The organism is Ruania rhizosphaerae (genome assembly GCF_009805705.1).
GTDB classification, from domain to species: Bacteria; Actinomycetota; Actinomycetes; order Actinomycetales; family Beutenbergiaceae; genus Ruania; species Ruania rhizosphaerae.
In genome coordinates, this window is sequence record NZ_VSMB01000007.1 from 161967 (window position 1) to 177116 (window position 15150).

Sequence of the window (15150 nt, forward strand, 5' to 3'; positions counted from 1 at the left end):
CATGGACAACCCCTTCGAAGGCCGCGAGATCTGGTTCCTCACCGGAAGCCAGGACCTCTACGGCGAAGAGACGCTGCAGCAGGTCGCCGAGCAGTCCCAGGAGGTGGCACGCCACGTGGAGCAATCCGCCGAGGTGTCGGTGCGCATCGTCTGGAAGCCCGTGCTCAAGGACACCGCCTCCATCCGCCGGGCGGCGCTGGAGGCCAACGCAGACGACAACTGCGTGGGCGTGATCACCTGGATGCACACCTTCTCCCCGGCGAAGATGTGGATCACCGGCCTCGACGCGCTGCGCACTCCGATGCTGCACCTGCACACGCAGGCCGGCATGGAGCTGCCGTGGTCGGACATCGACATGGACTTCATGAACCTCAACCAGGCCGCCCACGGCGACCGGGAGTTCGGGTACATCGCCACCCGCCTCGGGGTGGCGCGCAAGATCGTCGTCGGGCACGCCAGCACGCCCGATGTGCAGGCGCAGGTCGGCACCTGGGCGAGGGCCGCCGTCGGGTGGGCCAGTCTGAGCGGGATGAAGCTCGCCCGCTTCGGCGACAACATGCGCAACGTGGCCGTGACCGAGGGCGACAAGACCGAGGCGGAACTGCGGTTCGGCGTCTCGGTGAACACCTGGGGCGTGAACGACCTGGTCGCCGCCGTGGACGCGGTGGACGAGGCGACGATCGATGGCCTCGTGCAAGAGTATCTGGACGCCTATGAGGTGGTTCCCGAACTGCGGCCCGGGGGCCCGCGGCACGAGTCGCTGCGCTACGGTGCCCGGCAGGAGGCCGGGATGCGGTCCTTCCTCGACGCGGGCGGGTTCTCGGCGTTCACCACGAACTTCGAGGACCTCGGCGGGCTGCGTCAGCTCCCGGGCCTGGCTGTGCAGCGGCTGATGGCCGATGGCTACGGCTTCGGCGCCGAGGGCGACTGGAAGACGGCGATCCTGGTGCGTTTGGCGAAGGTGATGGGCTACGGACTGCCCGGCGGTGCCTCGCTGATGGAGGACTACACCTACGAGCTCACACCCGGCAAGGAGAAGATCCTCGGCGCGCACATGCTCGAGATCTGCCCGTCACTGACCACCTCCCGGCCGCGGCTGGAGATCCACCCGCTCGGTATCGGCGACCGGGAGGACCCGGTGCGGCTGGTGTTCGACACCGACCCGGGCGAGGGGCTCGTCGTGGCACTGTCCGACATGCGGGAGCGGTTCCGGCTGGTGGCGAACGAGGTCGACATCGTGGGCCCCGACGCCGAGCTGCCCAACTTGCCGGTGGCGCGGGCGGTCTGGGTGCCCCGCCCGGACTTCACGACTTCCGCCCGGGCCTGGCTGACCGCCGGGGGAGCCCACCACACGGTGCTGACCACGCAGGTGGGCACGGAGGTGTTCGAGGACTTCGCCGAGATCTCCCGCACCGAGCTGGCCCTGATCGATTCCTCGACGACGGTGCGCGCCTTCCAGCGTGAGCTGCGGTGGAACCAGATGTACTACCGCATGACTGCCGGGGCCTGAGACCGGCGGCTCGTTCGCCGGGGGTGAAGTTGACGTCGATTATCCGGCCATAACCGACGTCAACTTCACCCCCGGTGGTCGTGGTGGCGGTACGCGCGGTGGGTGGCCGACCTGAGAGGATCTACGATCGGCTCAGGCGCGAAGGGAGCACAATGCCCGCCACCATGCGTGACGTCGCGAAGCTGGCCGGGGTCTCGGTCAAGACGGTCTCGAACGTCGTCAACAACACCTACCCCTACATCCGCCCCGAGACCCGGGCGCAGGTCGAGGCTGCCATGGCCGAGCTGGGGTACCGGCTGAACGTGACGGCTCGCAAGCTCCGGACGAACCGGACCGGACTGATCGGCTTGGCACTTCCGGAACTGCGGCACCAGTATTTCGCCGAGCTCGCCGACGATGTGATCCGCGAGGCAGCGAAGGCCGGTTTGAAGGTGATCATCGAGCAGGTCGAACCTTCCGAGCACGTGGCGGTGGAGCGCCTGGTGGGGTCGCACACCCATCTCGTGGACGGTGCGATCGTGGCGCCGGTCGGACACGGAGACGTGGTCTCGGAGTCGGCACCACCCGGGTTTCCGGTGGTGGTGCTGGGTGACCACCGCATCACCGACGACGTCGATCAGGTGTACATGGCGAACGCGCGTGGGGCAGAGCTCGTGATGGAGCACCTCATCTCCCGGGGCGCCCGCCGCATCGTGGCGCTCGGCGCTGACCTCGGAGCCGTGGTGGGAGCGGAGGGGGAGCGCACCCGCGGCTACCTGGAATCGCTCGAGCGGCACGGCATCGAGGTTGACGACCAGCTCATCCTCACCACCGACGGCTGGAGCAAGGCGGTCGGTGTCGCGGCCATCCGCGACCTGACGACACGAGGGGTGTCGTTCGACGCCGTCTTCGGCTTCAACGACACACTCGCCCTCGGCGCTCTCACCGAGGTGCTCCGCAGTGGCAGGCGCGTTCCGGAGGACGTGCAGGTGATGGGATTCGACAACATCGACGATGCCCAGTACAGCGTGCCGGCGCTGAGCACGGTGGCCGTCGATCGCGCCCAGCTCGCCGAGCTGGCGGTCGACATGATCGTGCGGCGGTTGCGCAGCCTCTACGAGGCGGAGAACCGGTCCGAGCACGATGCTGAGGGTGCGGCGCCGGAGCGATGGGCGATCGAGGTGCCCGCCAGCCTGGTGCTGCGTGACTCCACGCGGCAGGAACCCCGACCGTGACCGATCGGTGACCTGACCAGGGTTGACTGGCTCGGAAAACGTCCGTAATCTTCCGTAGTACACCGTTGTACTACGGACCTGACGAAGGGTTGAACACGCAATGACGCGGCCAGATGTGCTCGTGATCCTCGCCGACGACATGGGCTTCTCCGACCTCGGCTGCTACGGCGGCGAGATCGAGACGCCCGTGCTCGACGGGCTCGCGCGCCGCGGTACGCGCTTCACCCAGTTCTACAACTCGCCTCGCTGTTCCCCCACCCGCGCCAGCCTGCTCACCGGACTGCAGCCGCACCAGGTGGGGATCGGGATCCTCACCGGTGATGAGCGCCCCCGCGGCTACCGCGGGGACCTGGCCGAGGAGTGTCACACGATCGCCGAACTTCTCCGCGACGCGGGATACGGCACCTACCTCTCCGGCAAGTGGCACCTCTCGGACGACATGGCCGCGCCCACGCCGTCGTGGCCGAATGCCCGAGGGTTCGAGCGCACCTTCGGCACCATCGAGGGTGCGGGGTCATTCTTCGACCCAGTGAGCCTGCACCGGGACGGATCTCCCGTGGACGAGGCGCAGGTTGAGGACTTCTACTACACCGACGCGATCGGGGCGGCGGGGGCGCAGTTCGTCGCCGAGCATGCCCGCGACCAGGCCGAGAACCCGATGTTCCTGTACCTGCCGTTCACTGCGCCCCACTGGCCGCTTCATGCGCGTGAGGAGGAGATCGAACGCTATCGCGGCCGCTTCGACGCGGGCTGGGACGAGCTGCGCGAGCAGCGCCGCCAGCGAATGATCTCCGAAGGCATCCTGGACGAGTCGTGGTCGCTCAGCGAGCGCGACCCCGACGTTCCCGCCTGGGAAGCCGCGGCGGACAAGGACTGGCAGGTCCGGCGGATGGAGGTCTACGCCGCCCAGGTGAGCGCCATGGACCGGGCGATTGGCGCCGTCGTGGATGCACTCGAGGCAGCAGGCCGGCTGGACAACACGCTCATCCTCTTCCTCTCCGACAACGGCGGCTGCGCCGAGGACCTCCCTCCCGGTGGTCATGACGGCTTCTGGGACCTGCGGATGATTCCGCAGGCCACCCGCGCCGGAGAGCCGATGCGCTACGGCAACAAGCCGCACATTCTCCCCGGCCCCGAGGACACCTACGCCAGCTACGGCCCCGAGTGGGCCAATGTCTCCAATACCCCGTTCCGCGAATACAAGCACTGGGTGCACGAGGGCGGCATCGCCACACCACTGATCGCGCACTGGCCCGCCGGTCTCGGTCAACCAGGAGACCTGTGCCACGCCCCGGGCCAGCTCGTCGACCTGGTGCCGACCATCCTCGAGGCCACTGGCGCCGCCTATCCTGCCGAGCGCAACGGTGCGGCCGTGCCGCCGATGGAGGGAGCGAGCCTGCTCGCGGCCCTGCAGGGTGGCGACCGCTCAGATCGCCCAGAGCGCCCCCTCTACTGGGAGCACGAGGGCAACGCCGCGGTCCGCCTCGGCCAGTGGAAGCTGGCACGCAAGTACCCCGGCCCGTGGGAGCTCTACGATCTGCTCGCCGATCGCACCGAGACCCACGACCTTGCGGCCGATCGTCCGGAGCTCGTCGCAACCCTCGCTGCGGCGTATGAGCAATGGTCTAGGCGCGTGGGCGTCATTCCCCGTGAGCGGATCACCGGTGAGGGTGCGGTGGACGCCGCCGGTATCCCGTACATCAACCCCTGATCTCAATAGCCCCCTTCCCCCGCATCGGTCACCCTCATACACCGATGTACTACCGATAAGGAGAACAAGGATGTCCCCTTCAACGCCAGCACTACGCCGACCGGCACGACGCCCACGCGGCGTGCTGCTCGCCGCAGGTACCGCGGCCGCTCTGACACTCGCTGCGTGCTCCTCTGGCACCGACGCCGGTGACTCCGGTGACGGCGACAGCGGTACCACCACCGTCAGCGTCTGGCACGGCTTCACCGAGGCCGATGGTGACGTGGTCAACCAGCTCGCTGATGAGTTCAATGCCTCCCAGGACGAGTACGAGATCTCCGTCGAGGTCAACCCGTGGAACGTCATCACCGACAAGCTCCTGCCCGCCGTCTCCGCCGGTAACGGACCTGACCTCGTGGTCCAGCCCGCCGACGCCGGTGAGGGCTACGTCAACCAGGGTGTCTTCGTCCCGATGGACTCCTTCTACGAGAATCCGGAGAACGAGACGGACAGCTACTACCCGCACGTGGTCGACTACGCCACCTTCGACGGCAGCCGCTACGCCGTCCCGATGGCGTACGGTCCGTTCTCGGTCTGGTACAACACCGAGATGTTCGCCGAGGCGGGCATCACCGAGGATGACGTCCCCACCACGTGGGAGGAATGGGTCGCCCTCGCCGACGAGCTCACCGTGGACGAGAACGGTGACGGTGAGCCGGAGATCTACGGCCTCGCGCTGCCCGATGCCGACGGCACGTTCCTTCCGAGCTTCATCCAGGCCGGCGGCGGCTCCGTGTACACCGACGGCGACGTCACGCTGGACACCCCGCAGAATGTCGAGACGCTGCAGTGGTGGCAAGACGCCTACGAGGGCGGCTGGGGCCCGACGAATGTGACACTGCCGGAGGCGGTCGATCTGTTCAAGGCAGGAAAGGCCGCGATGACCGTGATCGGCCCGTGGATCATCACCGGAGCCGAGAGCGTGGGTCTGGACATCGACGTCTTCGAGATGCCGGCCGGCCCGGAAGGCGTGGTCACCCAGGCCGCGGCCAACTACTGGTGGCTGACTTCCCAGGCCGATGAGCAGACCACGGCTGGCGCCGAGGCGTTCCTGCGCTACTACAACTCCCACGACTCGCAGGTGCTGTGGGCGCAGCAGTCCTACTACCCGCCGAACCGCACGGACATCACGGCCGATCAGATCGGCGACACGCCGTTCGTGGGCACCATGATCGACCACACCGAGAACTCCTACATCCGGATGTATGGCATCCCGGGCGGGCTGACCGACGTCAACGCCGAGCTGTCGACCCTGAACACCACGGTCACCCAGGGCGGCGATCTCGCTGCTGTGACCACCGAGACTGCCGGCTCCATCGCCGACATCCTCTCCCGGTTCGAGTGATCGACTCCCACATCGACGGTGGTGCCGGGGATTCCCCGGCACCACCGGAGCCCTTGGAGACCTCATGACCAGTGTGCAACCGGCCTACCGGGCCCCCAGGCGCCTCGGTGGCGGCATTCCGCCGGACCGGTCTCGCCAGATCGCCCGCCACGAACGTGGCAGGGCGTTGCGGGCGACGGCGTTCCTCGCCCCGGCGCTGGCGGTGATCATCGCGTTCGTGTTCCTCCCGGCGTTCTCGGCGCTACGGCTGTCCTTCACCGACGCCTCCGGCTTCGGCGAGGAATCCTGGATCGGCCTGGACAACTACGTCGCCGTCTTCACCGACCCGGCGACGTTGCGGGCGATCTGGAACACGGTGGGGTACGCCGTCATGTACGGACCCTTGGTGATCGCCGTCGGACTCGGGGCGGCGCTGCTGCTTAACCGCAAGGACGTGCCGCTGCGCAGCTTCTTCCGCACGATCATCTTCCTGCCGTTCGTCATCTCGATGGCGGTGGCCTCCCTGGCCTGGGCTTTCCTGCTCGACCCGAACCTCGGCCTGATCCCGTACTGGCTCGGCAAGGTCGGCATCCAGATGGGTGACATCTTCGCCTCCACCACCTGGGCACTGCCGGCGGTGACCGCCGTCGCGATCTGGAAGAACTTCGGCTACTTCATGGTCATCTTCCTCGCCGGCCTACAGGGGATCCCGCGCTATCTGTACGAGGCCGCGATCCTCGACGGTGCCGGCGCCTGGCGTCAGTTCCGGGCGGTCACCATGCCTGGGCTGCGCGCGACGATGACGTTCGTGATCGTGTTCGCGATCATCGGCGCGTTCCAGGCCTTCGACCAGATCTACATCATGACCCAGGGCGGACCGGACCGGGCCACCGAGACGATCGTCTACCGCATCTACACCGACGGGTTCCGCGACTTCCGGATGGGCTTCGCCTCGGCCCTGTCCTACGTATTGCTGGTGATCACCCTCGCCCTGGGGCTGATTCAGCTCCGGATCGGGGCCAAGCGTGAGAAGGACCTGGAGTGAGTGCCATGAATCAGACCACGACGGCGTCCCTCGCCCCCGCGCGTCCGCCCGCCCGCCGTCGGGGCAGCGCAAGCACCGCCCGGCTGCTCACGCAATCGGGTGTGGTGGCCGGCCTACTCGTGTTCGCGGCTCTCACCTCCTTCCCGGTGGTCGTGGTGGTGCTCTCCGCCTTCTCCCCGGAGTCGGAGGTGCTCTCCTGGCCACCGAACTTCATCCCGTCCCGGTTCACGCTCGAGAACTTCGACGGGCTCACTGCCCGCATCCCCGTGTTCGCGCAGTCGTGGAACTCCTTCGTGTTCGCGGCTGCCGTGACCGGGCTGTCCCTGGTGTTCAACTCGCTGGCTGCCTACGCGTTGGCCCGGATCGACTTCAAGGGCCGGTATGTGATCTTCACCGTGCTGATCGCGATCATGATGGTGCCCTTCCAGGCGCTGCTGGTGCCGCTGTACGAGCTGATCTCCGACATCGGCTGGGTCAACACCTACGCCGGGCTGGTCATCCCGCGCGCCGCGGATGTGGCCGGGATCTTCCTGCTGCGGCAGTTCTTCATCACCCTCCCGCGGGACCTGGACTCGGCGGCCCGAATCGACGGCGCCAGCGAGCTGCGGGTGTTCTGGTCGATCATCCTGCCGAATGCCAAACCGGCTCTGCTGACGATGGCGCTGTTCCACTTCGTCAACAACTGGAACGACCTGTTGTGGCCGCTCATCATGACCAGCGATTCGAGTGTGAGGCCATTGACGGCGGGGCTCGCCCTGCTGACCGGATCGGCCACGGGTGTGGCCCCGTACGGGGTGATGATGGCCGGCTCGCTCGTGGCGATCGTGCCGCTGGTGGTGCTCTACCTGCTCGTGCAGCGCCGCTTCATCGAAGGCGTGGCCATGACCGGCATGAAGGGGTGACGCCGCAGCCCTCCACTCACCCGCCCCAGACATTGCACGTCGATCTGGTGGCGGGTCCTCCCCCCATCAGAAATCGCACGTCGATCTGGCGGTGACGACCACCACCGCGCCCAGCGTGCGCGACCCAGCACACCTAGTGAGGACCTCATGACCTGGTACCAGGACGGCCGACTGCACTTCGGCATCGGCGTCGAGGACACCTTCGTCCCGCAGACCCGCCCGGGCGAACGCGCCTTGGACGAATACGAGCTCACCGAGCACTACGACCAGTGGCACACCGACCTGGGCCTCGCCTCCGAGGTAGGAGCGGAGTTCATGCGCTGGGGAATCCCGTGGTACCGGATCAACCCGGCGCCGGGGCAGTGGGACTGGTCCTGGCTGGACCCGGTGATGGCGCGGTTCGCCGAGCTGGGGATCAGGCCGATGGTGGACCTGTTGCACTACGGCACTCCGCAGTGGCTGGAGGGGGAGTTCGCCCACCCGGACTACCCGAAGCGCGTGGCCGAGTACGCGGTCGCGGTGGCCGAGCGGTATGCGGACACAGTCACCGATTACACCCCGGTGAACGAGCCCATGATCCACGCCCGGTTCTGCGGCGAGCTGGCCTACTGGCCGCCCTATCTCTCCGGTGAGGAAGGTCTCACCAGGATGGTCGCGGCGCTCGCGGACGGATTCGCGCGGACTCAGCACGGCATCGCCGAGGTGCTCGGTGAGCGCGCGACCTTCGTGCACGTGGATGCGACCTCCCGGTTCTCCGGTGATGTGGACGGTGAGCACGCGGACAAGGTGCGGTTCCTGCGGGAGCAGAGCTACGTCGTCGAGGATCTCGTGACGGGACGTGTCCGCGAGGGGCACCCGATGCTCGAGCACCTGCTCGCGCACGGGTTCTCGCCCGATCTGCTTGACCGGCTCGCCGGCGCTCCCGTGCTGCCGGACGTGATGGGTGTGAACTACTACCCGCGCCACTCGACCACCCTGGTGCAGGACGGGGTCTGGCACGCGGGTGGGTTCGTGGACCCGGCTCCGCAGATCGACGAGGGCGTGCTCGGCCTGGAAGACGTGCTGCGTAGCTACGCCGATCGCTACGCCGTGCCCGTGGCGCTGACCGAGACCTGCGTGACCGCCTCCGTCGAGGAGCGAGTGGCGTGGCTGGACGACTCGGTCGCGCTCGTGCACCGGCTGCGGGAGGAGGGGGTGCCCATCGTCGGCTACACCTGGTGGCCGCTGTTCGACATGTACGAGTGGACGTACCGCCACGCGGACACACCGCGGGAGGCCTCGCTGCTCACCATGGGCCTGTGGGACCTGGTCGAATCAGACCAGGGGTTGCTGCGCCGTCGGAACCCCGTGGCGGATGCGTTTGCCCGCCATGCTGCCGCTGATCGGGCCGTGGCTCCTTCCTTCACGAGGGGGTGAGGAGGGCGCGCAGATCAGCCTCGGCGGCGGCGACACTCGTGGCACGGCACCCCTGCGCCGTCCAGGCGCGCACCTTCGCCGGCTCGGCGCGATAGTGCGCCAGGCCGCGGCGGATCAGCGTCACCGGAGGCTTGCGTGCCTCGGCCAGATCGCGCAGGAGCCGGAACCAGAACGTCTGCAGCCGGGGCCGGACGAGGCAGATCGCATCGGCGAGCACACCTTCGGATCGCAGGCTCGCCACCAGCTCACCGGCGAAGATCCCCTCGGCCAGGACGATCGGGGACTCCTCGGCCACCACCGTCGTCGTCCCCGTCCGGCGGGAGGTGGGGATGTCGTAGATCGGCACCTGCGCCTCACCGTCGCGGCAGAGCGCTACCAGTGCTGCGGTCGCCGCCGAGGCATTCCAGCTCTGCGGTGCGTCCCAGTCCACGCTCCCGAACCGTTGCGGCAGGCCGGGAGTGCCGAGGTCGTGATAGAAGTCGTCGAGTGCCACCACCGGCAGGCCCAGGCGCCGGCTGAGCGAGCTCTTCCCTGACCCGGACGGTCCGGTCAGCAGGACCACCTGGCGCGGGTACCGGCGGGCGCCGTCGGGAACGGGGAAGAGGGCGGAGTCTGCGGGCGGCACCAGGCGATTATCGCCCGTACGCCACCGTGAGCTGGAGCGCGGGGGTGACAGACATCTCAACGCCACCGGCGCCGTCAGGAATCCGACCTGGCTTGACACGCGGAGGTGACCTCGGAAGACTCCACTGAATCGTTCCATTCTTGCCGGCGGTGGCACTCGCCACGTCCGGAGTGCGGGAGTATTGAGGCATGGTTCAGCGTCGAGTACCCAAGGTGCGCGATCTCGCGCCTCTTTTGCAGTTCAAGCGTCCGGAGCTCGATGGGCGCAAGCGCCGCCTCGATGCGGCCTTGACGGTGGCCGATCTGCGCCACATCGCCCAGCGGCGCACACCCAAGGCCGCCTTCGACTACACCGAGGGTGCCGCCGAGCAGGAGCTTTCACTGGCCCGTGCCCGTCAGGCGTTCGAGGACATCGAGTTCCATCCCGCGATCCTGCGGGACGTCTCCCGCGTGGACACCGGCGTGGACATCCTCGGTGGACGGTCCGAGCTGCCGTTCGGGATCGCGCCCACGGGCTTCACCCGCATGATGCAGACCGAGGGCGAGATCGCCGGTGCCGGTGCCGCCGCCGCAGCCGGCATCCCGTTCTCCCTCTCGACCATGGGCACCTCCTCCATTGAGGACGTCGCCGCCGCCAACCCCGCGGGGCGCAACTGGTTCCAGCTGTACATGTGGAAGGACCGGGACCGCTCGATGGCGCTGGTGAACCGCGCCGCCGCAGCGGGCTTCGACACTCTGCTGGTGACTGTCGACGTGCCGGTGGCGGGCGCGCGTCTGCGGGACAAGCGCAACGGGATGACGATCCCGCCTTCGCTCAGCCTCAAGACCGTGATCAACGCGATCCCGCGGCCCGCGTGGTGGATTGACTTCCTCACCACCGAACCGCTCGCCTTCGCCTCCCTGGACCGCTGGTCCGGCACCGTGGCGGAGTTGCTGGACACGATGTTCGACCCGACTGTGGACTTCGACGACCTCGCCTGGATCAGCAAGCAGTGGCCCGGCAAGGTCGTGGTCAAGGGCATCCAGACCCTCGAGGACGCCCGCCGTGTGGCCGAGCTCGGGGTGGACGGCATCGTGCTCTCCAACCACGGCGGCCGCCAGCTCGACCGCGCCCCCATCCCGTTCCACCTGCTGCCCGAGGTGGCCACCGAGCTCGGCGACCAGCTGGAGATCATCCTCGACACCGGCATCATGAGCGGCGCGGACATCGTCGCCTCGCTCGCGCTCGGTGCCGACTTCACGCTTGTGGGTCGCGCCTACCTCTACGGCTTGATGGCCGGGGGCCGCGAGGGCGTGGACCGGATGATCGAGATCCTTGGCTCCGAGGTTGAGCGCACGATGAAACTGCTCGGTGTCTCCTCCGTGGCCGAGCTCGAGTCCGAGCACGTGACGCAGCTGCGCCGGCTGCTGCCGGTCGAGCACGGGGTTCCCGCCCGCACCCGCTGAGGCGTTCGCCGTCAGCGGGTGAGCGAAGTGTCCCCGCACAGGTGCACCGGCACGCCCAGGGCGTCGAAGAGCGCGGCCTTCGCCGTGAGTGCGCGGTCGGCGGTCTCGGCGTCGGGTGCGTAGACGACGTTCAGGTGGTTGGCCTTGTGCCGCGCCATGAACTGGTCCCGGCTGACCCCGTGCAGCACCGCGTGCATGATCGGCCACTCCGGGTTGGTGGCCTCCTTGCGGCGCCGGGTCTCCTCCTCGGGGAGCGCGACCACCGAGGCCCGGCCCATGTCCACCTGGAGCTTGCCCTCGGCGATGTAGACCCGCGACCAGACGATCTCGCCGGGCTTGGAGATCCCGTTGATCGTGGAGCCGCCGGCGGGGAAGAACACGGGTCCCTGCCGCCAGCCCTCGGCGTCGGCGTAGCCGTTCTCGAAGTGCGACGGCGGCACCGAACCGGAGATCTCGAAGACCCAGACGAACTGGCCGTCGTACTCCTCCCCCCAGCGCACGTCGTGCAGCGTGGTGGCCGGGTCCAGGCCCATCGCGGTCCAGATCCGGTTCGTCACCAGCGCGTCAACGGCCACGCCCTCGTCCGCCTCGTTGAAGTGCGGCAGCGCCTTGCCCTCCCAGAGCACGCGTTCGCCGTCGCGGGAGCGCACCGGCGGGCGGGAGACGTTGTTCAGCAACCCCTCGGGCAGGTCGGAGGCGGGGGAGAGGTCCTTCAGCCCTTGCTGGTACTGGATACCGACCGCGTCCAGTCCGAAGTCATCGGCGATCCGCAGTGCCGCGATATACATCTTGTGCTGCCAGCGCAACTGCTCCATCGTCAGCTCGGTGGCGTCGTCGGTGCCGAGTCGGAAGGTCATCCCGGCCTCCTCGAGCCACGCCTGTACCTCGTCCGCCTCTCTATCGGGCACCCGCTGCATCTCCGCCCACAGCGCGGACTGGGAGAGCCGCTCCTTGTAGATGCCGAGCCCGTTCAGCAGCTCGTCGTCGAAGATCGCGTTGTACATGCCCATGCAGCCCTCGTCGAAGACACCGATGATCGCCTTCTCGCGCTGCAGCTGAGCGGCGAGCGCCCTGCCCAGCTCGGTCTCGGCGCTGTCCGGCAGCGCGGGGAGCGGGTGCACGTGCGAGGCGTCGTGGGCGATAGTCCCGGTGGTGACCCACGAGCGGATCGCGTTCTGGAACCACTCGTCCGTGCCGTCCACGGTCCACACGGTGGAGTACGCCTTGTCCATCTTGGTCATCCCGGCGTTGATCCCGAGCAGCCCCACCAGTCCCGGCCATTCACCGGCGAAGTTCGCGGCGGTGAGGATCGGGCCGCGGTGGGTGCGCAGGCCGGCGAGGATGTGGTGGCTGTACTGCCACACCGCCTCGGCCACGATCAGCGGAGCGTCCGGGGGAATGGTCCGGAACACCTCCAGTCCCATCCGCTGGCTGGAGATGAAGCCGTGCCCGGTGGCCGGGTCCACGTTGTTCGCGCGGATCACCTGCCAGCCGTTCGCGGCGAAGGCGTCGGTGATGATGCGCTCGAGCTCGACCTGGGTGGGCCAGCCGGCGCTGTTGGCGGACTCGCGCAGGTCACCGGAGGCCACCAGGTAGGCAGTCTTCTCCGGGGCGGCTGCGGGTTCGGTGAGGGTGGGGAGAGTGTAGGGCGATGTCGTCATGTCCCCATCGTGCCAGGTAATCGATTACTAGGCTAGGTGTAGACGTGTGCGTGACCCAAGTGACCGGCACGCGACGAACGCCGCACGATCATGCGCAGGCCGACGCATACGTGTCGAGCCGGTCAGGCCGGGTGCTGGATGAGCCACGGGCGGGCCCAGTGCCTAGGGCCTAGTGCCGGGCGCCCACGGGAGCGACGGTCTGCACGATCGAACGCACCGGCGAACCTGGATCGGTGAGGCGCTCCAGCAACAGTTGCGCCGCCGTCGTCCCCAGGGCACGTGGATTCAATGGCACCAGGTGCACATCTGTGGTGCGGGACGTGGCGAACGGCAGGTCGCCGATGATCCCCACACCGACCGCGCCGCCGGGAACGGGTGCGCCGGCAGAGTCCCCCCGACCGTGGCCGGTCAGTGCCACATGCGAGTCCGCCAGCGCGCGCAGCACCCCGACCCCCACCAGGTTGTTCGTTGCCAGCACGGCATCGGGAGGCTCGGGCAGGTCGAGCAGATGGGCCAATGCTTCATATCCGCCGTCCACACGGAAGTTGGCGTGGACGAGTAGGTCCTCCGGTGCGTCCACACCGACGGCCCCGAGTGCGCGCGACCACCCGGAGGCACGTTCGATCGCCGTCCGGGTGCCGACAGGCCCGGTGATGCATGCGATCCGGTGGAACCCGCTCGCCAGTAGTTCGCGGGCGCAGCGTTCACCCAGGGCCTGGTTGTCGAACGCCACCTGATCGACCGGCCGTTCCACCTGCCGGTCCAGCACCACCACCGCCCGGCCACGGTCCAGGAGGGCGTCCAGCTGGGGTTGTCCGCTCGCCGGAGCGATGAGTACCCCTGCCATGTTCTCGTGCTCGGCCACGCCGAGGTACCGGCCCTCCTTGCCGGGATCATCGTCGGTGTTGCACAGCACCACCGAGTAGCCCGCGCCATGCAGCACGTCCTCCACTCCGCGCGCCACGGCCGTGAAGAACGGGTTCTCGATGTCCGGGAGCACCAGGGCCACCACGTCACTCGCTCCCCGTCGCAGCGACCGAGCCGTGCGATCCGGGATGTACCCGAGGTTCTCGACGGCGGATCGCACCTTCGCCGCCAGCTCCCGGTTGACGTCCTTGCCGTTGAGCACCCGCGAGACGGTGGCCGTGGACACACCGGCCTCACGGGCCACATCCACGATCCGCGCCATGTCTCCTCCTTGTCGTCCGCCACATCGTACGGAGGATGTCGATTCCTGCCGGCAGGACGGGCGGAACGTCGTCCTGCACACGACTGGCAGACTGGGCACATGACTGGTGCTACCCCGCTCTACCTCGACTGTGACACCGGAATCGACGACGCGCTCGCCCTCGCCTACCTCCTCGCCTCTCCGGAAGTGCACGTGGCCGGGATCGGCACGGTCAGCGGGAATGTCTCGGCTGGCGTGGCCGCCGAGAACACGCTGGCCCTGCTGGCCCTGGCGGGCCGGGAGGAGATCCCGGTGTCCGTCGGATCCACCGACCCGCTGCGCGGGACCTTCGCCGGTGGATCGCCGGACGTCCACGGCCAGAACGGTCTCGGTGGGGTGAGCCTCGAACCGGCGACGGCCCGGCCGGACCCGCGGGACGCCGTCGACCTCCTCATCGACTTGGCTCGCCACTACCCCGGCGAGCTGCGGATCCTGGCCATCGGCCCGCTGACCAATCTCGCTCAGGCGCTTGAACGTGAGCCGGAGCTGCCGGCACTGGTGCGGGACGTCGTCGTGATGGGGGGCGCAGTCCTGGCCCCGGGGAACGTGAGCGCAGTGGCGGAGGCGAACATCGCCAACGACCCCGAGGCGGCTGCGGCGGTGATGAGTGCCGACTGGGACGTCATGCTCGTGCCGCTCGACGTCACGATGGAGCACACGCTCGACGAGCTCGGCCGTCGTCGGCTGCTGGAGGCGCCGGAGGCGATCTCACGCGCGGTCGGTGAGTCGCTGGAGGCCTACCTCGACCGCTATCTGCAGGTCTACGGCTACCGCGCCTGCGCCCTGCACGATCCGCTCGCCGCCGCGCTGGTGGTGGGGACAGTACAGGCCACGCGCGCGCCCCGGGTTCCGGTGGTGGTCGACCACAGCGACGGACCGGGCCGGGGCCAGACGATCGCCGATATGCGTGAGCAGCGGCGAGGTCCCGTGGACGTACCGGGTGCACGGTGCCAGGTCGTCCTCGAGACCGACCTGCAGGTCGGACCGGTACTGCTCGATCGGTTGGCCGGGCCGCCGGTCGCGTGAGCCG

12 protein-coding genes are annotated in these 15150 nt (G+C 68.4%); 9 read left to right on the forward strand and 3 right to left on the reverse strand.

Features of this window, described 5'->3' with window-relative positions:
- The first annotated feature begins 1 nt into the window (after window position 1).
- From araA to FV560_RS11730, 7 genes are all read left to right on the forward strand, one after another.
- Window positions 2-1510: an L-arabinose isomerase gene (gene araA, locus FV560_RS11700; protein ID WP_159621706.1), complete on the forward strand. Its 1509-nt coding sequence runs from the start codon at window positions 2-4 to the stop codon at window positions 1508-1510.
- Between the two features lie 152 nt (window positions 1511-1662).
- Window positions 1663-2724 (forward strand): LacI family DNA-binding transcriptional regulator, encoded by a 1062-nt coding sequence (locus FV560_RS11705; protein ID WP_159621707.1) that lies wholly within the window; start codon window positions 1663-1665, stop codon window positions 2722-2724.
- Window positions 2725-2824: 100 nt separating this feature from the next.
- Entirely contained in the window at window positions 2825-4435 is a 1611-nt protein-coding gene (locus FV560_RS11710) for an arylsulfatase (RefSeq protein WP_159621708.1), read from the forward strand.
- 70 nt (window positions 4436-4505) lie between these two features.
- Window positions 4506-5819, forward strand: a complete 1314-nt coding sequence (locus FV560_RS11715) for an ABC transporter substrate-binding protein (protein ID WP_159621709.1) — start codon at window positions 4506-4508, stop codon at window positions 5817-5819.
- Window positions 5820-5883: 64 nt separating this feature from the next.
- Complete coding sequence (locus tag FV560_RS11720) at window positions 5884-6843, forward strand: carbohydrate ABC transporter permease (protein ID WP_159621710.1); 960 nt, start codon at window positions 5884-5886, stop codon at window positions 6841-6843.
- Between the two features lie 5 nt (window positions 6844-6848).
- On the forward strand, window positions 6849-7745 hold the full coding sequence (locus FV560_RS11725; RefSeq protein WP_159621711.1) for a carbohydrate ABC transporter permease: 897 nt from the start codon (window positions 6849-6851) through the stop codon (window positions 7743-7745).
- Between the two features lie 147 nt (window positions 7746-7892).
- Entirely contained in the window at window positions 7893-9161 is a 1269-nt protein-coding gene (locus FV560_RS11730) for a family 1 glycosylhydrolase (RefSeq protein ID WP_159621712.1), read from the forward strand.
- Here the strand turns inward: FV560_RS11730 and FV560_RS11735 are convergent.
- Window positions 9148-9786, reverse strand: coding sequence for a uridine kinase family protein (locus FV560_RS11735; protein ID WP_159621713.1), 639 nt, complete (start codon window positions 9784-9786; stop codon window positions 9148-9150). The two genes, FV560_RS11730 and FV560_RS11735, sit on opposite strands and share 14 nt — an antisense overlap.
- A 188-nt stretch (window positions 9787-9974) precedes the next feature.
- On the opposite strand from FV560_RS11735, the gene FV560_RS11740 reads away from it, so the two are divergent.
- Entirely contained in the window at window positions 9975-11231 is a 1257-nt protein-coding gene (locus tag FV560_RS11740) for an alpha-hydroxy acid oxidase (RefSeq protein ID WP_159621714.1), read from the forward strand.
- An 11-nt stretch (window positions 11232-11242) separates the two neighbouring features.
- Here the strand turns inward: FV560_RS11740 and FV560_RS11745 are convergent, their stop codons facing one another.
- Together FV560_RS11745 and FV560_RS11750 are read right to left on the reverse strand one after the other, a co-directional pair.
- On the reverse strand, window positions 11243-12892 hold the full coding sequence (locus FV560_RS11745; protein ID WP_159621715.1) for a fucose isomerase: 1650 nt from the start codon (window positions 12890-12892) through the stop codon (window positions 11243-11245).
- A 169-nt stretch (window positions 12893-13061) separates the two neighbouring features.
- Window positions 13062-14081: a LacI family DNA-binding transcriptional regulator gene (locus tag FV560_RS11750; RefSeq protein WP_159621716.1), complete on the reverse strand. Its 1020-nt coding sequence runs from the start codon at window positions 14079-14081 to the stop codon at window positions 13062-13064.
- A gap of 99 nt (window positions 14082-14180) precedes the next feature.
- Between FV560_RS11750 and FV560_RS11755 the strand changes: the two genes are divergently transcribed.
- A complete protein-coding gene (locus FV560_RS11755) occupies window positions 14181-15146 on the forward strand; it encodes a nucleoside hydrolase (protein ID WP_159621717.1) in 966 nt (321 codons plus the stop codon).
- Window positions 15147-15150 lie beyond the last annotated feature (4 nt).

What these genes read in the sequence shown, in the direction of transcription:
- araA (WP_159621706.1), top strand. Translation starts at nt 2, where the DNA reads ATGGACAACCCCTTCGAAGGCCGCGAGATCTGGTTCCTCACCGGAAGC.
- FV560_RS11705 (WP_159621707.1), top strand. Translation starts at nt 1,663, where the DNA reads ATGCCCGCCACCATGCGTGACGTCGCGAAGCTGGCCGGGGTCTCGGTC.
- FV560_RS11710 (WP_159621708.1), top strand. Translation starts at nt 2,825, where the DNA reads ATGACGCGGCCAGATGTGCTCGTGATCCTCGCCGACGACATGGGCTTC.
- FV560_RS11715 (WP_159621709.1), top strand. Translation starts at nt 4,506, where the DNA reads ATGTCCCCTTCAACGCCAGCACTACGCCGACCGGCACGACGCCCACGC.
- FV560_RS11720 (WP_159621710.1), top strand. Translation starts at nt 5,884, where the DNA reads ATGACCAGTGTGCAACCGGCCTACCGGGCCCCCAGGCGCCTCGGTGGC.
- FV560_RS11725 (WP_159621711.1), top strand. Translation starts at nt 6,849, where the DNA reads ATGAATCAGACCACGACGGCGTCCCTCGCCCCCGCGCGTCCGCCCGCC.
- FV560_RS11730 (WP_159621712.1), top strand. Translation starts at nt 7,893, where the DNA reads ATGACCTGGTACCAGGACGGCCGACTGCACTTCGGCATCGGCGTCGAG.
- FV560_RS11740 (WP_159621714.1), top strand. Translation starts at nt 9,975, where the DNA reads ATGGTTCAGCGTCGAGTACCCAAGGTGCGCGATCTCGCGCCTCTTTTG.
- FV560_RS11745 (WP_159621715.1), bottom strand. Translation starts at nt 12,892, where the DNA reads ATGACGACATCGCCCTACACTCTCCCCACCCTCACCGAACCCGCAGCC.
- FV560_RS11750 (WP_159621716.1), bottom strand. Translation starts at nt 14,081, where the DNA reads ATGGCGCGGATCGTGGATGTGGCCCGTGAGGCCGGTGTGTCCACGGCC.
- FV560_RS11755 (WP_159621717.1), top strand. Translation starts at nt 14,181, where the DNA reads ATGACTGGTGCTACCCCGCTCTACCTCGACTGTGACACCGGAATCGAC.